Origin of the sequence: Bacillus sp. FSL R9-9530, from assembly GCF_038008145.1 — a bacterium.
GTDB classification, from domain to species: Bacteria; Bacillota; Bacilli; order Bacillales; family Bacillaceae_G; genus Bacillus_A; species Bacillus_A mycoides.
In genome coordinates this window covers 1,106,257-1,128,607 of record NZ_JBBOYO010000001.1, presented here as the reverse complement: position 1 = coordinate 1,128,607, position 22,351 = coordinate 1,106,257, and the positions used below count along the sequence as shown (strand labels likewise).

At 33.4% G+C, this 22,351-nt stretch carries 18 protein-coding genes and 2 pseudogenes; 2 read left to right on the top strand and 18 right to left on the bottom strand.

The genetic code is table 11. The features are described from left to right. Window positions 1-70 precede the first annotated feature (70 nt). From MKX66_RS05465 to MKX66_RS05445, 5 genes and pseudogenes are all read right to left on the bottom strand, one after another. On the bottom strand, window positions 71-571 hold the full coding sequence (locus MKX66_RS05465) for a GNAT family N-acetyltransferase (protein WP_215589789.1): 501 nt from the start codon (window positions 569-571) through the stop codon (window positions 71-73). Between the two features lie 34 nt (window positions 572-605). Continuing rightward, on the bottom strand, window positions 606-1,151 hold the full coding sequence (locus tag MKX66_RS05460; RefSeq protein ID WP_159146790.1) for a GNAT family N-acetyltransferase: 546 nt from the start codon (window positions 1,149-1,151) through the stop codon (window positions 606-608). 15 nt (window positions 1,152-1,166) lie between these two features. Beyond that, window positions 1,167-1,868 (bottom strand): nucleotidyltransferase domain-containing protein, encoded by a 702-nt coding sequence (locus MKX66_RS05455; protein WP_159146791.1) that lies wholly within the window; start codon window positions 1,866-1,868, stop codon window positions 1,167-1,169. 14 nt (window positions 1,869-1,882) lie between these two features. Beyond that, window positions 1,883-2,558, bottom strand: a pseudogene (locus MKX66_RS05450) (DNA alkylation repair protein). A gap of 148 nt (window positions 2,559-2,706) precedes the next feature. Continuing rightward, window positions 2,707-3,363 carry a hypothetical protein gene (locus MKX66_RS05445; protein ID WP_061674126.1) on the bottom strand — a complete coding sequence of 219 codons (657 nt, stop codon included), beginning with the start codon at window positions 3,361-3,363 and terminating at the stop codon, window positions 2,707-2,709. A gap of 218 nt (window positions 3,364-3,581) precedes the next feature. Here MKX66_RS05445 and MKX66_RS05440 point away from each other — a divergent pair, with 218 nt between their 5' ends. Beyond that, window positions 3,582-4,409, top strand: coding sequence for a peptidoglycan-N-acetylglucosamine deacetylase (locus MKX66_RS05440; RefSeq protein ID WP_002127847.1), 828 nt, complete (start codon window positions 3,582-3,584; stop codon window positions 4,407-4,409). Between the two features lie 42 nt (window positions 4,410-4,451). Here MKX66_RS05440 and MKX66_RS05435 read toward each other — a convergent pair whose 3' ends face one another. The 5 genes from MKX66_RS05435 to MKX66_RS05415 form a co-directional block, all read right to left on the bottom strand. Further along, a complete protein-coding gene (locus MKX66_RS05435) occupies window positions 4,452-4,877 on the bottom strand; it encodes a WapI family immunity protein (RefSeq protein WP_002032758.1) in 426 nt (141 codons plus the stop codon). 222 nt (window positions 4,878-5,099) lie between these two features. Further along, a complete protein-coding gene (locus tag MKX66_RS05430; RefSeq protein ID WP_000459912.1) occupies window positions 5,100-6,371 on the bottom strand; it encodes a PTS ascorbate transporter subunit IIC in 1,272 nt (423 codons plus the stop codon). 24 nt (window positions 6,372-6,395) lie between these two features. Beyond that, window positions 6,396-6,665: a PTS sugar transporter subunit IIB gene (locus MKX66_RS05425; protein WP_215589791.1), complete on the bottom strand. Its 270-nt coding sequence runs from the start codon at window positions 6,663-6,665 to the stop codon at window positions 6,396-6,398. A 13-nt stretch (window positions 6,666-6,678) separates the two neighbouring features. Beyond that, on the bottom strand, window positions 6,679-8,784 hold the full coding sequence (locus MKX66_RS05420; protein ID WP_341085758.1) for a BglG family transcription antiterminator: 2,106 nt from the start codon (window positions 8,782-8,784) through the stop codon (window positions 6,679-6,681). Between the two features lie 405 nt (window positions 8,785-9,189). After that, entirely contained in the window at window positions 9,190-9,735 is a 546-nt protein-coding gene (locus MKX66_RS05415) for a TetR/AcrR family transcriptional regulator (RefSeq protein ID WP_002127851.1), read from the bottom strand. A gap of 173 nt (window positions 9,736-9,908) precedes the next feature. Here MKX66_RS05415 and MKX66_RS05410 point away from each other — a divergent pair, with 173 nt between their 5' ends. Then, window positions 9,909-11,357 (top strand): DHA2 family efflux MFS transporter permease subunit, encoded by a 1,449-nt coding sequence (locus MKX66_RS05410; RefSeq protein WP_193653284.1) that lies wholly within the window; start codon window positions 9,909-9,911, stop codon window positions 11,355-11,357. Window positions 11,358-11,404: 47 nt separating this feature from the next. Here MKX66_RS05410 and MKX66_RS05405 read toward each other — a convergent pair whose 3' ends face one another. From MKX66_RS05405 to MKX66_RS05370, 8 genes and pseudogenes are all read right to left on the bottom strand, one after another. Continuing rightward, on the bottom strand, window positions 11,405-13,378 hold the full coding sequence (locus MKX66_RS05405) for an LTA synthase family protein (protein ID WP_012261147.1): 1,974 nt from the start codon (window positions 13,376-13,378) through the stop codon (window positions 11,405-11,407). 383 nt (window positions 13,379-13,761) lie between these two features. Then, complete coding sequence (locus MKX66_RS05400; protein ID WP_341085755.1) at window positions 13,762-13,929, bottom strand: ATPase; 168 nt, start codon at window positions 13,927-13,929, stop codon at window positions 13,762-13,764. A gap of 83 nt (window positions 13,930-14,012) precedes the next feature. Then, window positions 14,013-14,168 carry an SRPBCC domain-containing protein gene (locus MKX66_RS05395; RefSeq protein ID WP_235680041.1) on the bottom strand — a complete coding sequence of 52 codons (156 nt, stop codon included), beginning with the start codon at window positions 14,166-14,168 and terminating at the stop codon, window positions 14,013-14,015. 163 nt (window positions 14,169-14,331) lie between these two features. Further along, entirely contained in the window at window positions 14,332-15,957 is a 1,626-nt protein-coding gene (locus MKX66_RS05390) for an ABC-F family ATP-binding cassette domain-containing protein (protein ID WP_002032778.1), read from the bottom strand. 312 nt (window positions 15,958-16,269) lie between these two features. Continuing rightward, window positions 16,270-19,385, bottom strand: a pseudogene (locus MKX66_RS05385) (MMPL family transporter). Window positions 19,386-19,636: 251 nt separating this feature from the next. Further along, window positions 19,637-20,203 carry a TetR/AcrR family transcriptional regulator gene (locus tag MKX66_RS05380; protein ID WP_002142240.1) on the bottom strand — a complete coding sequence of 189 codons (567 nt, stop codon included), beginning with the start codon at window positions 20,201-20,203 and terminating at the stop codon, window positions 19,637-19,639. 186 nt (window positions 20,204-20,389) lie between these two features. Beyond that, window positions 20,390-21,553: a GNAT family N-acetyltransferase gene (locus MKX66_RS05375; RefSeq protein WP_341085749.1), complete on the bottom strand. Its 1,164-nt coding sequence runs from the start codon at window positions 21,551-21,553 to the stop codon at window positions 20,390-20,392. A gap of 288 nt (window positions 21,554-21,841) precedes the next feature. Continuing rightward, on the bottom strand, window positions 21,842-22,348 hold the full coding sequence (locus tag MKX66_RS05370; RefSeq protein ID WP_002142244.1) for a SpoIIAA family protein: 507 nt from the start codon (window positions 22,346-22,348) through the stop codon (window positions 21,842-21,844). Between the last annotated feature and the right edge of the window lie 3 nt (window positions 22,349-22,351).

Here is a 22,351-nt window from a genome sequence, read left to right as displayed (position 1 = left end):
AGTTTCTTGTTATACGATACAACAAAATGAATATAATTAAAATTCGCAATTCTTATTATATATGTATTCTTTAAAGAAACAACACCATATTTTCATCATCACTATACACACCATTCATTTTTAAAGCTCTCTTTTCAATTCCATAAGTTTTAAAGCCCATTGATCCGTATAATTTTTTTGCTGGTTCGTTTGTGGATACAACACCTAAGTTCAATTGCTCTAGTTCTATTTCTCTCGCTCTTTGAGTTGCATTTGCAATTAACTCACGTGCCAGTCCGTTACGTCTATTTTGTGCATCTACATACATCGCAACGATATGACCTTTATGTTTATACGCCTCTCTCTCTTCTGTTAGTAAAGTGACAACTCCAACTAAATGATTTTCTTCATTAAATGCACCAAATGTACAACTAGTAGTAGCTGTTAAATTACTTTCCACTCTCTTAATAGGATTTTCCTGGCGAATCGCCTCTTCATAAGTTGTTACAAATGCCTCTGGATTTACTTGTAAAGCTTGTAAACGTAAGTCCCAATATTTTTCCGCATCTTCTTTCGTAAGTAATCGAATCATATTTATCCTGCCCCTTTAAGTTAACATAATATTTTTATAAGCTACTATTTAAAGATTGGTATTCTTCTCTTAACATACTATAGCGATAACGATGAATGAACTTCCCTTTACGTAACCGATCATTTCTCATTATTCCTTCACAAACAAATCCTGCTTTTTCATAACTCTTTCTAGCTTGTAAATTATCTTCGTCTACTCGTAGCCAAATTTTTTCTAATTTGAATTCAGAAAAACCGATTTGTAACATACTGTATAGGGCCGCCATTCCATATCCTTTACCCCAATATTCTTTATTTCCAATTGCAATCCCTAGTTCAGCATTTTTATTTGTATTATCAAAGTTTTTTAGGTCTACCCATCCAATGTGTATACCTTCCTTTGTAACGATAGCTCGTTGTTCATAACCATTCTTTCGACTTATGCATGCTTCAATCCACCTTCTCGTATCTTCACGAGTGAACGGTGGATATTGATCTGGTACAACTAAATGCTTTGTTACTTCTGTATCTAATGACCATTGATATCGATCTTCTACATCATCTATTGTCAGTTCTCTTAATTGAACGAATGGTACATTCACTTTGCTATCCCCTTTTCATTTCCCTATAGAAAATCCTTCGAACATTCTTCCTCCATACTGCTCTAACGTATTTTCTATAAAACTAATTAATTCATTTTTCTTCTCTGTTTTATAAAAATGATCAAAAGCCGCTACAAAATGTTCTGCATATCGCTCGTCATACCTTCTTAACACTCTAATAAACCATTTTGAATTTCCAAGCCATTGACCATTTACCCTTAAAACATATTCATGTACTAAATCAGCTAATAAATTGGCGATGAACAATTCTTCTTCTCTCTTTGTTGCACCAATGAAATCATCCAAGGTATCCGTAATAAAATAGCGTTTCTGCTTCATCGTTTCTTCTGACCATTTTTTTGGTCCTTTATTTAATAAACCATTCGCTTCTCTTTTAAGTGTCTCTACAATTTCATCTTTTCCTTTTAGCACAATCCCTTCTGAAACTAATTGAGGTAATGAAGGTCTCCCGCGCTCACAATCACTTTTAAAAAAGGTTTTATACGTTTCAAAATTATGTACGAATACTTCAACAGGCCAGCCATTACTATAGAAAGATTCTCTATAACAAGATGACAAACTTTGGTCGAATATTACAATATCAAGGTCAGATGTTTTCGTAGCCTCTCCTCTAGCCACACTTCCCCCTAGTAAAGCAACATCACAATTCGAAAATTGTGATGTAATTATGCTTTGTGCCGCTTCAATTGGTTTCATAATCTTACCCCTTCTTATTTTACTTTCTTTTTTTCAGCTCTTTCTCTCGCTTTTTTTATATACGGTTCTGCGTCTGGTGTTTTGCATGACGTTGCCCCGTGATCAACTTGTACTTTCCCAATTTCACGTGCAATTTCAATCGCTTTTCGCTCTAAGTCTTCATTACGAATTCCTATCGCGATTAAAGCACTGTTCATCGCTTCTTTTTTTCTATTTTTTTCATTATGTATATTTGCTTTAATTTCTTCGAGATACGGAGTGAAGAATTCATCATGTAACGTTTTATTTTTAATCGCTATATTCGCTAATAATGACCAACCAGCTCTTCCAATCCATTCTTCATCAGACTTCGTCCATTCTTTCTATCGCGATTGGTGACGTACATATAGCTGTCATAAGAACGTCCATTAAACAATAGTAATCAACATCCTGAACCCATCTATTTAGTTGTTCTGACGTTAGTTTCTTCGGATCTAAAATCATCGTTGCTAAAGTCATTGCATCCATATTTTTTGTTTCCCATAATGAAATTGCTAAATCATGATCTTTTTTTATCTTCTTTTTTAACAATTTTAAATTTGCAAAACTAACTCCAAATAACGGCTCTTTCGCTCCGTGGTTTTTATACGTCTTACGAGTTTGCTCTGTCCCATACTCTTCTAGTTGCTGCATTACTTCTTCAAGTAACATATGCCCACCTCTTTTATGTTTTATGTTCACTTCATATATGTATGTACGATATATTCTACATTATTTTTTGGTTTTCCTATATTTATTTTTTAAATACGGTATGTGAAATTTTTATTGATTTTCTTTAAAACAACAAACATCCTCTTCCTTATTTTTCACACGGTTGTTCATTCACACTCTGTATACAATACTCCACAAGCGCATTCAACGGATTTATTATGTTCCTTCCTATTATATTTTCTACCCTTGTAGTAGCGTCTACCATAGATAATTGTGCAACTGAAAGCATTTCGTTTCTATCTTTCATAATTTCATATAAATATTTTTCTAATTTAACATCATGCTCTTCTTTACGCCCTTGCATAATTAACTCAAATATCCCTTCTATCACTTCTACTTTTACTTGTATGGATTTATTATTCTGCTGAGCGTATAGTCTTAAACGTTCCATCGTTCCTGAAACAGTACGGTTATTTGTAAATAGTATTGTCTGTGGCTCTTCAACCTGACAAATCATTTCAAAGAATGGCTCATCAATTTTCAATATAGGTATGTCTATTTTGAAATTCTCATCTAATAACGTGATATAATCTGTACAAGTTATTAAAAGTGTATCAACATCACTTTCAGCTATATACTTTATAATATCTTTTAAATTATTTCGTGCTTGTTCTCGTTCTATTTTTAGTCTGTGTGATAAGATTGGATCTACAAAATGGAGTATTTCTATTTCAAAAAATTGCAACGCTCGGTCAATGTATTCAATATTTGAATGATGAGCATGTAAACAAGCTAATTTTTTCATACTTATCCTCCCTTTCTAAAACAAAAAACGTGAATGAACCATTTTACATGCAGTTCCATTCATTTAATTCTTGTTTCATTTTTTCAAACCTGCAAAACAGTGAAATCTTACATACTTTTTAACAAACTTTTTTGCGCTTGTAAAAAAGTTTTTTTGCATTTCCCCCTCTAAAATTGCTAATATAGTAGAGTAGAACTTTTATAGAGAGTAGGAAAATTATGCACAATGGAATTCGGATGACAACTTTAGTGAAAAGGGCTCTGTTGATTTGCGCTGGGGTATTATTTACATACGAAGCTGCTTACGGATCAACACATATCGCTCTAGCAAGTACAGAGGATGAAGCGAAATCTGTTCAACTTGTAAGTGAAATTCAAACGTCCCTTGCTCCGAAAGAAGCTCCAAAGCACTATAACGGGCAAGTTAGAAAAGTCGCTTACTTAACATTTGACGATGGTCCTGGAAAATACACAGCTGAGCTTTTAGATATGTTAAAGAGTGAAAATGCAAAAGCAACATTCTTCCTAATTGGTTCAAACGTAAAAGCTTTCCCTGATCTTGTAAAACGTGAAGATGCTGAAGGCCACTATGTTGGGATGCACAGTATGACTCATAACTACAAGAAACTTTACACAGAAGGTCATTACGTTGATGAAATGAAAGAAGACCAAGGCTTAATCGCTGGCGTTCTAGGAAAATCTCCAGTATTAACTCGTCCATCTTACGGCTCAATGCCAGGGTTAAATGAAGCTCTTCGCAACAAAGTTGTTGAAAATGGTTTAAAAGTTTGGGATTGGACAATTGATTCATTAGACTGGAAATACAACAAAATGCAAGTAGACGCTGCATCTGCTAAAATCGTAGAAAACGTTCTACATGGTGCTACAAACCCAACAGAAGTTATTCTAATGCATGATATTCATCCACAATCAGTTAAAGCAGTACCTGGTATTATTAAAGGGCTGAAAGAAAGAGGATATGAATTAGAAGCCTATAATGAGAACGAACACTTCCCATTAAACTTCTGGCATGATAATCGTATGTAATAAAAAGACTTGATTCCCTCTTGTAGGTTATCAAGTCTTTTTTTATCGTTTTGGGAATTTCCTTTGTTGCTCTTCAATAGAACGAATAATATTCTCCCTATCCTCTTGAGTTATACCGATAGAAAATTCGTATTCTTCTTCCTTACACCATGTGGGGTTAAGTTCCAGCGATAAGCGAATAACAATGTTAAACTCGCCTGCTTTTCCCCCCATAAATTCAAACGCTAAATTTGGTTCTATGAAATCTAGTTCGTTATATGTAGGGTTTGGTAAAGATTCAAACCATTTTATCATGTACTGTAAATCGTATGTTTGTAAAAAAGGATCCATCGTTTCAAAAACTTTATTTTCTTCTGATAGTTTCGCTTTTACTCTTAACCAATTTCTATCACACTCGTCTTTTGCATCTGCATATTGGTAATTTACAACCTCTAAATGTAATGATATTTTTTCATTTTGAAAATTCATGCATAGACTCCTTTTATTTTACCCTATTTTGAAAATATACTTTTCTGTTTCAATATTGATCCTCAAGGAAAATCAAAAGATTTTACAAACAATCATAACACATTTTTTTCAAACCAATCCCTATTTCTTTTATTCAAATCCCCTCACTTTCTTACACTTTAATATTTAAATAAAAAAACTTGAATTCATAATTAGAATTCAAGTCTTTTTATGCTCTATTATTTAGAAAACATTCCCTAGCAATTTCGCAATTTCACTAATTAAAATACCAACAACAGCAAAGTCGGAATCACCGAATGTTGTATTTTCAAATCCTAATCCACCTAATATAGGTAGTAATATAGCTGGTAGGAATGAGATTAATAATCCATTTACAAAAGCTCCAAGTATTGCTCCTCGTCTTCCTCCAGTTGCATTTCCAAATACAGCAGCTGTTGCCCCTGTGAAGAAATGAGGGATTAATCCTGGCACTATTACACTTAATCCGATAAACGGAAGAATAAACATAGATAGTAATCCAGCAATAAAACTTGTTAAAAAGCCAATAATAACTGCATTTGGCGCGAATGGGAAGATTGTTGGACAATCTAATGCTGGTTTGGCATTTGGTACAAGTTTATCTGCTATCCCTTTAAATGCAGGGACAATTTCTGCAATCAACATACGGACACCAGCTAGAATAATATATACACCCGCAGCGAATGTAATTGCTTGCATGAATGAATACACGAGATAATTTTGTCCGTTACTTAATTCTGTTTCGATAAAGTTTTTCCCAGCAAATGGTGCAACAATAAAGAATAACACAGCCATTGTTAATGACATAGAAACTGATGTATCACGTAAAAACCCTAATGACTTCGGTACTTTAATTTGTTCTGTAGATTTTTCCTTATTTCCAAATTTACTACCAACAAATCCTGCTGCTAAATACCCAACTGAACCGAAATGGCCAATTGCGATATCATCCATTCCCGTAATTTTTCTAACATACGGTTGAAGTAGAGCTGGAAAAATGACCATAAGTAATCCTAAAATAATAGACCCACTAATAACTAGTGAAGCGCCTTTCATCCCTGTAGTTGAAAATACAGCTGAAATTAAACATGCCATGAATAAGGTATGATGACCAGTTAAAAATACATATTTAAATCTTGTAAATCGTGCAATTAGTAAATTAGCAATCATCCCAAATACCATAATTAATGCCGTTTCTGTTCCTAAAGTTTGCTGTGCTATCGCAACAACAGCTTCGTTATTTGGAATAATCCCTTTAATATGAAATGCTTTATCAAATATTTTACCAAAAACATCTAAAGCCCCTATTAATATAGTGGCTCCGCCTCCTAAAACGACGAAGCCCATAATTGTTTTTAATGTTCCTGAAACTGTATCTGCAAAATTCTTTTTTTGCAATAGTAAACCACACATAGCAAACAATCCAACTAATATTGCAGGCTGTCCCAAAATATCTTTCATTATTAAATCAAACATAGCACTACTCCCCTTTCACCGTTTCTACATCAGGTGTTTTTGTAATGCTTCTTTAATTTCATTTAAATCTAGAATGTTTGTTAATCCAGCAACTGTGCGAGTACCATCTTCAAGGTTGCAAATGATATCTTTCGCACCTAAATATAGATCTGCTTGTTCTGATTTACTTGATGCTAAATCCGTATGAGAAACTTCAGCATGCATACCAAGTTCAGTTAATATTTTCTTTACATTCATTTCTATAATAAAACTACTTCCTAATCCATTTCCACATACAACTAATACTTTTTTCATTTCAATCTCCCCTTTAATTAGAATATTTAGCTATCATTTCTAGCATTTTATCTTTTGAATTTGAATGCATTAACATTTCTATGTTCGTTGGTTCAGATAACATCTCACTTAATTGTGCCAATGCCTTCAAATGTGTCTCGTTATCTATAGCTGCTAATACAATAATTAAATTTACAGCATGCTCTTGTTTTTCTGAAAATAACACACCCTCTTTTAGTTGTAATAAACTCATCCCTAATTTTTTGACACCTGCTTCTGGACGAGCATGAGGTATAGCAATTTTAGGTGCAATTACAATATACGGGCCTAACTTCTTTACATTCGCAATCATTTCAGAAATATATTCTTCAGAAATATGTCCACTTTGTAATAAAGGTTCCGACGCAACACGAATTGCTTCCTCCCACGTCTCAACGTGATTCTCAAGCTCTATAAATTCTCTAGTTAATAGCTCGTTTAACATAGGCTTATATTTCTCCTCCTTATCAATATGTACCGGACCACTCATAAACTCTCTCAATTCATTTTTTAAAGATTTTTCATCTAAAATGTCTGTGTATTTTTGGATAATACCCATCATCATATCAACTGAATCATTTTGATTTTCGCCATATAAAGCTACATTGACTTTTCGTAGTAACGATGCTTTTTCGGAATCGGTCAAAAATGGATTTACCATAAAGATAGGAATTTCCCCCTTCTCCAGTTCAGTTGTAGTAATAATACAATCTACATCAAATGTATTTGATTCATATTCCCGCTTTGAAATGGCTTTTAAAATATCTACACTTGAAAACACTTGCTCTAATTGGTACTGCAACATACGTGATGTACCAATACCATTTGGACAAACAAGTAGCGCGGTTTTTCTTGGGCTGGGAACGATTCCCTCTTTCCTCATCCAAGCACCAAAGTGCATAGTAATATATGCCATTTCATCATCTGAAACTATTTTCCCAACATATTCTTCAAAATGATGAATTACTTTTTTTGTAAGAGTATATACTTCTTCATAATTTTGCTGGATTGTATAAAGTAATGGATTTTCTATTTCAATCCCGTACTTTACACGATAATATGCCGGTTTCATATGCAGATATAGGTCTGAAGCAAGTCCTTCAAAATCTTGAAATATAACACAAGCATAATGTTGAAAATCCTTTATCATATATCCGACCATTGAATGTATTCCATCAATTTCACTTTTTTCAAAGTCTTTTTGTTGAGCATTTACTTTTGCTCCTAACAAATGCGTCGTAATATAATAAATTTCATCTATTGGAAAATCCACGAAAAATACTCTTTCAAACTGTTTTGCAATATATTTTGCTGCTTCAAATTGTTTTGTTTCTCTTAGTACATCCTTTTCAGCATCTTCCATCTCGACACATTTTCCATTTACAATACGATTGCGGAATAAATACATGTAAACGCTTAAACTTTCAAGTACCTCATCTGTGTACTGGACCCCTAAAAGCTCTTCACAATTTGATAAAATATTTTTTATTATAAGAAGTTCCTCGTGATCTTTATTACCTTTTACATTTTTATTATCATTCGTAATATATTTCACATGCGATATTAAATATTCCCATCCATGCTTTGAAATTATTTGTGAAAGATTTAAGATTAATATATTTCGTTTTCCATGTTCATTCCCTATAATATTGTAGCCATGTTTACGATTAAAGTTTAATGCGAGCTTAAACTTCACTAACTCTGCTTTTATTTTTTTTAAGTCAGCAAGAGCAGTATTACGACTGACTTGCACAAGTTCTATTAAGTCTTCTAATAGAATCCTTTTCTCCATTGTTAGTATATAAAGAACCAGCAATATTTTTCGTTCATGTGGAGAATATTCATATTGGCTTGTTGTAAATCCATTTAACTTTTTTATCACTCTTTGCTTCGTTTCATTATCAAAACAGTAGCCTAAAGGGCGAATATATTCATATGAATTTAAATCCTCTGCAACTAACCAATCTTCTATTTTCTTCATATCATAATAAATTGTTCGCTTTGAAACTTGTATGACTTCCATTAATTGAGATACAGAAACATAGCTATCTGCTTGAATAATTTGCTGTAAAATACTTATACTTCGATTATCTAATATCATATATGATATACACCCTTTCTATACTTGTTCTTAAATAGAATTGCAAGTATAGATACTAACTTTGCAAAATTAGAGTTTGAAATCGCTTTCTATTAATATCTTATCTTGTATCTCTTCTAAAATTAAGTCCAAATTCTTGTTTATGCACAGTGCAATGATTGTACTTTCATTTAAAAATTTTACTATATACATGCGGCATATGAAATTATACAATACGATTTTTTATTTTAAAGACAATTTGTCAATCTAAGTGCGACAGTTCTTCCTGAAACCCTTCATGGGCAGTTTTCTGTATGAAGTAAGTGATGTGATAACTTCTACTTTATACGAAGCGATATGGGCTTTTTTCTTTAGGTGTCGCACTTAATAATACAATGTGTCGATACATAAAATATTTTTAACTCATTACCCTCTGTACATGAAATAAATTTGATTTGCGATATAATCTGAACTAAAGTGAAGTCCATTCCTTATCCACCACATGATAATACCTACCAATGAAGCTGTTTTAATATCAACCGCAACATAATCATCAGGCAAATCCTTTTTCGTATTCTCTCTTCTCGTTTCTATTAACTCTTTTAAAAATAAAAATAGTTGCTCCTCAAATTGATTCATTTTAAATAATATAAATAAATAATTTCGATGGATATATAAATAATCAAGTAATTGTGTTAGCTTTTGTTTTTCTGATAAATCTTTTGCATGTATTAAATCAGCTATTTTATTTGAAAGTTCATTTGAAATCTCATTCGTGATTTGGTCTAGTAAATCTTGAATATCTTGATAATGTAAGTAAAAGGTTGTTCGGTTTAATCCTGCTTTTGTTGCGACTTTCTGAACCGTTAAACTTGAAATACTAGGATTCTCACATAGGAGAGAAAAAACAGCATTTTTAAACATTTCTCTTGAACGAACTGTACGAGGATCTTCTTTTTTAGGTGTAGACATTTTGAAACTCCTTTATAGATTTTCTCTTTACTTACTCGACAGTGCATACCTTCTATGTCGAGTAGTGAACATTTTCAACAAAACTGTTCATGGTCAAAGAAAATTTATTTTGTTACCATTAATTTTATCGACACAATGTCGATAAATCAAGACAACAATGAAGGAGTTTACCAATGCAAAAGGAAATATCAGAAAGAAATAAAAAAATCATATTAATTGTGCTCATTTCCGGTTGTTTTTTATCAACATTAAATCAGACGTTATTAAATGTAGCGATGAGTAATTTAATGGAAGTATTTGATGTTACAGCTGCAACCGTACAATGGCTATCAACAGGCTTTATGCTCATAAATGGCGTTCTAGTGCCAATTACTGCATTTTTAATGAAACGATTTACAACAAGGCAGCTGTTTATTAGCTCGATGCTCTCTTTGTTTATCGGGACTGTTCTTTGTGCATGCGCCATGAATTTTGGTATTTTGTTAACAGGAAGAATGATTCAAGCAGTTGGAGCAGGAATTATTATGCCACTAATGATGACAGTTATTTTATATTTATACCCTAGTGAAAAACGTGGAAGTATTATGGGAACCATCGGTTTCGCCATAATTTTTGCGCCAGCCATCGCTCCAACATTATCTGGCTTTATTATTGAATATGTATCATGGAGATGGTTATTTATTGGATTCGCTCCATTTGTATTAATCGTTATTATTCTCGCGCTAAAATATTTAATGAATGTTGCTGAGACAACAAAAGCAAAATTAGATATCGTAAGTGTCATTTTATCAACGATTGGCTTTGGTTGTATTATATTCGGATTTAGTAGTGCAGGAAGTAAAGGATGGGATCATCCAGTTGTTATTACTACAATTATCATCGGAATAATTGTTACAACTCTATTCTGTTTACGTCAAATAAAGTCTAGCGATCCACTATTAAATTTATCCGTATTTAAGTATAAAATTTTCACTCTTACATCAGTCATTAACGTACTCATTACGATGATTATGTATGCTGATTTAATTCTTTTACCGATTTACTTGCAAAATGGACGAGGTTTTACTGCTTTTGAATCAGGTTTACTTCTATTACCTGGAGCTGTAATTAATGCATTCTTATCACCTATCACGGGTAAAATGTTTGATAAGTATGGGGCAAAACCACTCTTTATTATAGGTTTAATATGTATCATTATATCGATGTGGGGTGTAATTGATTTGACCGAATCCACCACTTATATGTATTTAATGGTTCGTACCATTATTCTACGCATTGGACTAAGTTTCATTTCGATGCCTTTAAATACAGCAGGTTTAAACGCTTTACCAAGAGAACTGGGTTCACATGGTTCCGCAGTGAATAATACCGTACGTCAATTAGCAGGTGCTATAGGAACAGCAGTCATTATCACTGTATATACAATTCAATCCACTTCACATACTTCACAGTTATCTAGTGAGAACGGAAGCATATCAACTATGCAAGTAACGAAATTAGCTTCTATCTTCAGCTCAAGTGATGCCTACGTATTTATGTTAGTCTTATCCTTTGTAGCTTTGATTATTGCATGTTTTATGCCTAAAAAAGTAGCACTCCAAAAATCCGAAAGTAAATCTTAAAACAAAAAATCCTACTCGTTTTCTATACGAGTAGGATTTTTTATTATTTATTTCGTTTCCCCGTCTTCAGTCGTCTTCACCTTCGTTTTATCTTTATCACGATTGTTATAGTTATATTTAGAAGGTTCTACCGGTGTAAATCCTTCTGGTGTGTAGAATCGCAATAAGTCACCGTTAACAACTTGGTCGGAGTATTTTAGTGATTTTTGAACCATTTGCTCATTTTGTTTTATTTCATCTGTAAATTCTACAGGTTTCCCAGTCGCTGTATCATAGTATTTGCCGTTAAGTGCAGTAACTGTTGGGCTTACGTAGTTACCGTTACGGAACGGAACGACTTGTTTATGCTCTGGTGATAATAAATCTGATCCGAATTGGACATAATTTTTCGTATCTGTACCTAGTAAGTGTAATAACGTTGGAAGAACGTCAATTTCTCCGCCGTATTGATGTTGTACGCCGCCTTCCATTCCTGGTACGCGAATGATTAATGGTACACGTTGTAATTGAGCATTTTCAAATGCGTTCATTTCTTTACCCATTATTTGAGACATTGCTGCACTATGATTATCTGAAATACCGTAATGATCACCGTACATAACGATAATTGAGTTATCGTATAGACCAGATTGTTTCAAGTAATCAATGAATCCTTTTACAGATTCATCTAAATAGCGTGCTGTTTGGAAGTACGTATCTACTGATGAATCACCTGTTTTAGCTGGTTCAATCGTTGCTTCCGCTTTATCAATCGGATAAGGGAAATGGTTCGATAACGTAATGAACTTCGTATAGAACGGTTGTTTCAACGTTTGTAATAACGGAATTGATTCATTAAAGAACGGTTTATCTTTTAAGCCATAGTTTACTACATCTTTTTCATTCATATCGTAGTATGACGCATCAAAGAATTTATTAAAACCAAATGATTTATAAACTTCATCACGGTTCCAGAATGTTTTGTAGTTACCGTGGAACACTGCTGATGTGTATCCTTGTTGTCCTAAAATAGCCGGTGCTGATTGATACGTGTTATGAGCTTTATTTGTAAAAACAGATCCTTGTGGTAATCCAAACATTGAGTTCTCTAACATGAACTCCGCATCAGATGTTTTCCCCTGTCCTGTTTGATGGAAGAAGTTATCAAAGTATAACGTATTCGCATCTTTTGTAAATGAGTTTAAGAATGGTGTAACCTCTTGACCATTTAGCTTGTAGTTTAGTAAAAAGTTTTGGAATGACTCTAAATGAATATAAATTACGTTCATTCCTTTTCCTTTACCGAAATACTCAGGGTTTGGACTTGCATAAGTTGATGAAAGATAGTTTCTAACTTCTGTCATATTATCTCCATCCGCTAATGCTCGTTCTGTTGATGCTTTCGCACTTTGAATACCATCATAAATCGTAAAGTTGTACGCCCCTAAATATTTCACGATATAATTGCGGTCAAATGTTCTTGTTAACAATTCAGGACGGTCAGATTCTGCCAGACCTAAGTTAACGCTAAATAATAAAATACCTGCTACAAATACTAGAGATAATTTATGCTTCGCAACACGGATTGGTTTAGGATTTACAAATTTCGTTGCGACTAAAACAATTAAAATGATTGTATCTAAGAAATATAGTGGATCATATAAGTGTAGCAATGCAAAAATACTACCACCTAAATCTCCAAAGTTATTCGATTGTGTTAATGTCGGGAACGTAATAAAGTCGCTGAAAAAGCGATAATATACTACGTTTGCGTATAAAAGTATAGACATTAGCAAATTAATAATAATTAACCAAATGTAAGCTCGTTTCCCTTTTGCGAATAATGCGAGCCCTAAAAATAGAACTGCTGAGCTTAACGGGTTGAAAAACAGTAAGAACTTTTGGATTGTGTTCGATATCCCTAAATTAAATTCTGTCACATATGCGGCATATGTTTTTAACCAAAGTAAAATAACAGCAAATACGAAAAATCCAAAATGATTACTTAATACTCGTTTACTCTTCAATAAAAATTGTTGCATCTCTCCACCTCTTTTGATCATCCAAGGCTTATTTTATATAAGTCTGTCTCTCTATTCAATTTTTCTTCTTCAAATAGATTTTATTTGTTTAACTATATGAAGAATATTAGTAATTATAATTTGTAGCTTTTATTTATTCAACTATTTCTTTTTAAACATTTTGACCTTGGTTTCTATTTAACAAAACACATTTGTAACATTTCCTGTTTTCTCCCAAGGCTCATCCACTAATTATGACTCCACAAACTATAATCCTTTATTTCCTCATTTGCAAACTAACCTATCTCCAATTTTGGTACATTCATGTAAACTACCCAATTTCATAAAATAAAAAATGTAGTTTGGGCAATTTGCTCAAACTACACTTTTTCGACTACCGTTTATCATCCTTTGTAGCTATCCCCTCTTCTTTTAACCAATTCTTTCAGTCCCATGAATATTACATTCCAACCATGATCAGAGTCATCCTGACACCCCTTTAAAGCTTTTTCAACATCATATTTTGTCCAATCTTCTTCATGAGCAACGATTATATTTTGTGAAAATATCATTTTAAATCCTTGTTGTTTCTCTTTTATTTCAACTGTGATTTTATCTAATAATTCACTAAACTGCGGCGTTTTTAATATAAATACTAATTTTTTTTAGGACGATTCATTTCGATATATTCCCCAATTACTCCATAATCTTTTCCGCCACGATGATCAATAGTTTCCCAACTCCCTCCTACTTCAGGAGTATTTCCCGTTACTTTATCCGTCCCTTCCAATGTAAAAAACCATTTCTTCATCATTTCAGGGTTTATCCACGTTTCAAAAATTTCTTACCATCGCTAATGTTATTTTTGAATAATTATTCATTTTAATCCTCCCCCCACTTTATATTAAAACGAATATTTGTTTACTTAAAAAACCCCCGCTCTCATAAAAGAAAGCGAGGGTTTTAATCATTTATTATTGACCTTTGTACATTGCATCAACTTGTTTTTGAAGTTCTTGACTTTCTAAGAACTCATCATACGTTGCTACCTTATCAACTACACCGTTTGGCGTTACTTCGATAATACGGTTTGCAATTGTTTGTACGAACTGATGGTCATGAGAAGTGAATAGTAATGTTCCTTTAAATGTGATTAAACCGTTGTTTAATGCTGTAATAGACTCAAGGTCTAAATGGTTCGTCGGATCATCAAGTGTTAATACGTTTGCGCCGCTTAACATCATTTTAGATAACATACAACGAACTTTTTCTCCTCCAGATAAAACAGAAACGTTTTTCTTTACTTCTTCACCAGAGAATAGCATACGGCCTAAGAAACCACGTAAGAAACTTTCTGACTCATCTTGTGGAGAGAACTGACGTAACCAATCAATTAAAGTGTAATCACTGTTCTCGAAGTACTCAGAGTTATCTCTTGGGAAATGAGCTTGAGATGTTGTTACACCCCATTTGAATGAACCGCTATCTGGCTCCATTTCACCCATAAGAATTTTAAATAATGTTGTCATCGCAATATCGTTACGTCCGATAAATGCAACTTTATCACCTTTATTTAAAGTGAAGTTCACATTATCTAATATTTTTTCGCCATCAATCGTTTTCGAAATACCTTCAACTGTTAATAGGTCATTTCCTACTTCACGTTCTGGTGTGAAACCAACGAACGGATAACGACGTGATGATGGTCTAATATCATCTAATGTAATTTTATCTAACAATTTTTTACGAGAAGTTGCCTGTTTCGCTTTAGATGCATTTGAGCTAAAGCGTGCAATAAAGTTTTGTAACTCTTTTACTTTTTCTTCTTTTTTCTTGTTAGAATCTTGCGTTAGTTTTAATGCTAATTGGCTTGATTCATACCAGAAGTCATAGTTACCAACGTATAATTGAATTTTACCGAAATCAAGGTCAGCCATGTGCGTACATACTTTATTTAAGAAGTGACGGTCATGGGATACAACGATAACTGTATTTTCAAAGTTCATTAAGAAGTTTTCTAACCATTGAATCGCTTTTAAGTCCAAATGGTTGGTAGGCTCATCTAGTAATAGAATGTCAGGTTGACCGAATAAAGCTTGAGCAAGTAATACTTTTACTTTCTCTGCCCCTGTTAATTCAGACATCTTTTTATCATGAATATCTTCACCAATACCTAATCCTTTTAGAAGGATTGCAGCTTCTGACTCAGCTTCCCAACCGTTTAGCTCAGCGAACTCACCTTCAAGTTCTGCAGCACGCATGCCATCTTCATCACTAAAGTCTTCTTTCATGTAAATTGCATTTTTCTCTTGCATTACTTTATAAAGACGTGTGTGACCCATCATTACTGTTTCTAGTGCAGGGAACTCTTCATATTCGAAGTGATTCTGTTTTAATACTGCTAGACGCTCACCTGGCGTAATATGTATGTCACCCGTTGATTGGTCAATTTCTCCAGATAAAATCTTTAGAAATGTTGATTTACCAGCACCGTTTGCTCCAATTAAACCGTAGCAATTACCTGGCGTGAATTTTATGTTAACATCTTCAAATAATTTGCGATCCGCGAAACGCAAACTAACGTTACTTACTGTAATCATTTGTGTCCTCCTACTAATACCGCTTATTTCAGCGTTTTCTCACCGATTGTCTTAAAAAATCGCATATTACGACTCAATTATTGTAGACTATAGCTATTATATAGTAGAAGCTGGATGAATAGCAACGGTTGATTAGCTTTCTATAACGAAATCGAATAGTTTTTATCCATTCCCCTAGCTATTTTTTGTATATCATCGACCTCTTTCTAATATCCCTATTCGCTTCTCATTCTGTAATACATTGAATCATTTTTTCATTTCATATTTTATATACAAAAAACCTGTAGAGAAAACATTCCCTACAGGTTTTTCTTATTTCGTATTTATTATTTTCTCTTTATAACTCTTCAATTTACTCGTCAATCCTATTAAAGCAGGTAACAATATCGGCATTACAATTAAAGCTAATAGTAAAAGAGCAACGCCAACAACGGATGCTACTTGTATAAGTGTCAATACTCCTGAAGGAATTAAAGCTGCAAATGTCCCTCCTAAAATAAGTGCCGCTGATAATACGACTCCTCCTATGTGACGAGATGCATTTACAATTTTCGTTACTGAATCCCCTTCTAGCTCATTGTATCGCATCATAACGAAGATGCTATAATCCACTCCTAAAGCGACAATCATAATGAAGCTAAAGAATGGAACATTCCAGCTTAATGACTCTACGTTTAATACATGTGCACTAATTTGTTCACTTATACCAAGTGATGCAAAGTACGCTAAAATTAACGACCCAATAATAAAGATTGAGTTTAAGAATGAGCGTGTAATCACGATTAATACAAGCGAAATCCCTAATAACATAATCGTAGCAGTACGTAGGAAATCTTGCCCGGTTACTTCTTTTAAATCAACGTTTCTAGCTGTTGTCCCGCCAATTGCTTTTTTCGCATCATTTAGTTCTGTTCCCTTTAACGTACCATCTATCGTTTTATTAATTTCTTGAATGATAGGCATCGCTTCTTTTGAATACGGGTTTACGTCTAAAATAATTGTCATTTTAGCAGTCTTTCTATCATGTGACATGTACGTATTCAATGCTTTTTGGAAATCTTCTCCTTCTAAAACTTCTTTCGGAATATAAAATTTCTCAGAGCTTTTCGACTCATTTAGCTCTCCTAAATATTTTTGAGCGTCACCTAGACCGTTACTTACTTTTCCTAAACCCTCTGTACTTTTAGATAAACCTGATTGCAATTGCCCCATCTTTTCTTGTAAATCTTTCAGTCCAGTTAATAACTGTCCTTGCCCATCGTTTATTTTCGTTAATCCAGATTGTAAGTCAGCCGATTTGTTCGCAATTTGTTTTGAACCTGTAGCCCCTTCGCTCAATCCTTTGTTCAGCTCAGCAGCCCCTTTTTGTAACTTGGTAACTCCATTGTTCATTTCTTTTAAACCGTTATCTCCTTTCAGTAACGATTGATTCGCTTCTTTAAATGAATTCATCGCTGCTTTATGCTGCACCGCCAATTGATTTAATTCTTTTGAAAGTCCAGTTAATTGTTTTTGAGCTTCTTTAGCAATTCCTAATGTTTGCTGCACATTAGGATCATTTGCTAATTCTGGTTTTGTTTGAATGAAATTGTTCATTAACGTTTCAATTTGTTCATATCCTTTTTTCGCACCATCAATCGCTTGAGAAATACTTCCGAAATATTGATCGTACGAACTTAAACCTTTTTCTAACTGAGCATAACCAGCATGAAGCTGCGAAGTTGCATTTGACAGGGCATTGATATTTCCGTTTAATGATGCTAGCCCATCCTCTATTTGCTTCGCTCCTTGTGCTCCATTGTTTATTCCATTCGATAATTGATTTAAAGCTGTCCCTAAGGCTGATACGCCATTTTTCGCTTCATTTGTTCCATCAATTAATTTTTGAACATTTGCAAGACTATTTGAGTCATTACTACCCATTTTAGCTTTCGCATCAGTTAATCCTTCATTAATTTCTTTTATGCCACCATTTGCATCGCCTAAGCCTGTATTCAATTCTCCGGCTTGTTTATTTATATATAATTCTTTAATCTTATCTCCAGTTGGACGCGTCGGTGAATATACTTCTGAGACTCCTTTAACTTTCGAGATTTTATCAGTAAGTTCATCTAAAGTTTGTAAAGAAGTCGCCTCATCTAACTTTTTATCCGATTGAATGACTAACGTACTTGGTGAAGAAAAACCAGGCGGAAAATACTCTTCTATTACGTTAATCCCATTTTTGATTCATATTTATTATCCACTTCAAATAAATCATTGTAATTAAGCGTGTTAGAATATTTTAATACGAATGGAATCGATATCACGAATACGATAATTAAAGCGATAAATGGTCTTGCTACTGAATTTTTTGCAAAGAATCCCCATAAGCGACTATCCTCATGACCTTTAAATGTTTTAACTGGATAAAACATTCCTTTTCCTAAAAGCACCATGAAAAATGGATTTAAAGTAGTTAATACGAGTAGTAGTACTGCGACACCAATTGCTACCGCTGAAGTAGATTGATATAATTTAAAACTCGCTAAAGCAAGAGATGCAAAGCCAATTAGTACTGCTATCCCGCTATATAAAACGGTTTTACCTGCCGATTTAAACGTTTCTTTCGTAGCCAAAAATGCATTTTCTTGTTTACTTAATTCTTCTTTAAATCTTGTATATAATAAAATGTTATAGTCTGTTCCCACTCCAAACAGGACGACTACTACAAACACTTGCGTAAAGTTTGAAAACGGAAAATTAAATTGATCTACAAGATGGGCAATAATCCCCATTGAAATTAAATACGAAACACCAACTGTAAGAAGAGAAATAATCGGAACAACTGGTGAACGGAATACAATGATTAATACTACAAGAATGAAAATGATCGAAATAACTTCTGTCTTTTTCACGCCCTCTTGAGAGGATGTAAGAAAATCACCCGCTATTAAATCACTTCCTGTTAAGTACGTTGTAACTCCTTTCGTTTGCACTTTTTCATGAAGATTATTTGAAATTTTTGACATTTTACCATGTTTTTTATCTACCGATATTTGCGTTAAAATAGTCGTATTATCTTTAGAAACTAATTGTTTCTGCAGTTCTTTATTATCTAAATGTGAAACGACTTCCTTAATTCCTAATTGCTCTTTTTCATTTTGCAGGGCATTGATCGTTTTCGTTATTTCCTCTTTTTGCTCATTTGTTAAAGCCTTCTTACTTCCACTATTAAAGACAGCTATAATTTCATACTTTTCAGCCCCTTCTTTATCCATCTCCTTTATCATCTTGTCAGCAATACTGCTTTGTTCTGTATTAGGAATCGTGATTTGCCCTTTTTCCTTCACTAACTGATCCATATTAGGCATCGTTACGATCATTGCAATAGTAATAACTATCCATAATAGAAAAGATAAACTTCTCCAACTTTTTAGCTTGCTCATTTGAATCATCTCCTGTTATTAGAGTTTCATGGTGCATAGGGAATGAATATTCATTCCCTATTTTTGAAAATATCATTTAGGAATGAACGTTCATTCCTATTATCCTATTAAATTTTTTTCAATTTTATCAAACCACTACCCACGGAATGAATATTCATTCCTTTAATTGTACAGATATATCATCTCCTGTAATCGTTTTTTATATTTATTTAGGAATGAATGTTCATTCCTGTCCTTATAAGGCTATAGAATCAAATGATTCTAATAGCATTCCAAGAGCTTTCTTCCAATTCTTTTACTAATTCTTTTGAGTATTCTAACTGCCCTGTCGCCATTACTTTTATTAATTTTTCAAGTGGTTGATATACAATAATAATTAAAGCAATTATAGGCAATGGACGAAGAAAACCTTTTTCGATTCCATCTTCAATAATATTCATAAAGAAGCCTATAAAATCGTCAAATATTTTCTTACTCTGTTCATCAAGAAAATAACTATCACAGTGAGAATTTGTAAAAAGAAAAGCATCCACATTGTTTCTCGCAAATTCAAATAAACAGTTATACGTATGACTAAACTGTTCTCGAATATTTGCTTCAACAGGAAAATCAGTCTTTATTGTTTCAGATAGCTGTAGCATGCTTTTTGAAAATAATGAGTTAACGAGTGCCTCTTTATTTTCAAAATAGCGATAAATAGTACCAGCGCCGACATTTGCTTTTTCAGCGATCATCGGAATTGTCGTACCATCGTAACCACGCTCTGCGAAAAGTTTTATAGCAGCATCAAAAATGTCTTCTTGTTTATTTTTAGCCATTTTTCTCACCTCAATTTCCAGGAATGAAAATTCATTCCGTTTTTAATTATAAATTACATGAATTAAAAGTCAAGGGGTTAACATTCATAATGCTTCGTTAAAAGCAGCAATGTACTATAACTAATTATGTTTAATTATAGTACATTGCTATTTACACATTAGTATGCCGCACAAAGCTTTACAAAATTAAAAGAAATCATAAATAAACGGCTTACGCACCGGCACTACATTCTCAAATGCACATATCTCCTCTTCGCTACCGCTTATTAAGTCTATTTCATTTAATTCTAGCGGTCGCTTGTAACCAAACATAATAGTAGATAACGCATTAATATCGATTTGAATTCCATTTTCTTTTGCTGTTTCTTCTTTAACGATTGTTATTTCGTTATTTTTAAGTTGAACCGTTACGTTATTCCACGGTGCAAATGAATCTGTAATATGTAAAATTACTTCTTGCTCTTCGTTGTTCCAGTTCCATTCATATTGTTTGAAAAACTGTTCTACATCTACAATTCTTCCCATGAAATATGGAGTTACTTCTGCTTTTACTCGTGGTTCTTGTAATGTGTAAAGAAGTGGTTCTGTCTCACTTAGTATCATTTCTAGATCTTTAATCATAGAATCATGTTGGCAGATGAAGTTCCAAAGACCAATTCTTGCTTCATTATGTAATGGGACAAATTCTTCTACTTTCATTTTAGAATTCTCTATTTTGTATAAAATGTAACCAGCCGCCGTTTTATTTTCATCATAGTAAACTGCCAATGTTAAATCATGATACACCGCTTGTAGCCACCATTTACGTCCGCGAACTAACATACCAGAAAATCGTTCTGCAAATGTTTCATATAGATTCTCTACTTCTTCTGGATGATTATCTTTACTAAAACGTTTCACTGTACCCTTCACTTGTTTTTTAATTATTAAATCGCTCTTTGTCATCTGACATACGATTCGATTCGCACAAAGTTCCCAGCCGTATTTACGATAAAATGAAACGGCAAATGGATGTAACATCGATACACTATATCCATCTCTTTTCATAGTTTGCAGTGAATGCTGAAGTAACTCTTTTACATATCCACTTCTTCTATATTCCGGATACGTCGCTACCCCCGCAACGCCGCCCATTTTAAACTTTTCTTTTCCTATGTAAATATGAAAAGGAATTAAGTGCAACTTTGCAGCTAACTCTTCTCCTTCCATAATACCGTATATTTGATGGCTTTCCTTCATTCTTGCAATTTTCTGCTCTATCCATTCTTCATTTGCTTTATATTGAAAAGCATATTCTGATAAACGTAATGCTTCTCTAAACTTATCTTCTTTTAATTGTATAACGTTCATATATTTCTCCTCCATTCCTCGTTTGAATTATATCATAATTCAAACTATTACAGTTCGGTAAGTGAAATTACGAGGATGTTTCAACAAAAGATATCGATTTAGAAACACTCTAACATAAAGGCTCTTTTCAACTGCTTTCTATTGGCGGCATAAGAATATTAAAAGCCTTGCGTTCTCTTGGGTTTGCGAAGCTAAGAGGTACCATTGAAAGTGATGAAACTTATGACAACGGCAACATTACGGACATAAAAAAACCAGTTGATTGAGAGAAACTGGTTCAATAAAGGTTTATATTGGATATTCATTCAACCAAATTAATGCTTGTTCATAATCATCGAAAAATTTTACGGATTCTTTTGTATTGGATTGTTGTAAATAATTCATTGTCTCCCCTTCTTCAAGGAGAAACGCAATTGCCTTACTGTGATTCAAAATGGTTTCATTGAAGAACTTATCTTTCCATGCTTTTTGAACAGAAAAATGATCTGGCGTGTATCCTTTTCTATCCACCAACAATTTGTATTTCCGACCCTCGGAAATGAATTGCTGACAAACCTGCTCGAAGCCATTAAACCATTCATAAACATCAGCTGTATTAATCTTGCCAATTAGATGGGTAACAATTAAATCCCCTGAAACTGTTGTGCTGATATTCTGTTTACTCAACTTGGAACCATCTCCCTTAGTTACAATTATGCGTAAAAATCTCATAAAATCAATAAGGATAAAATTCTTACGCAATAAAGCAACATTATTTACGAAAAAAGCCAACATAAAAAAGCAGATACATTGCATATC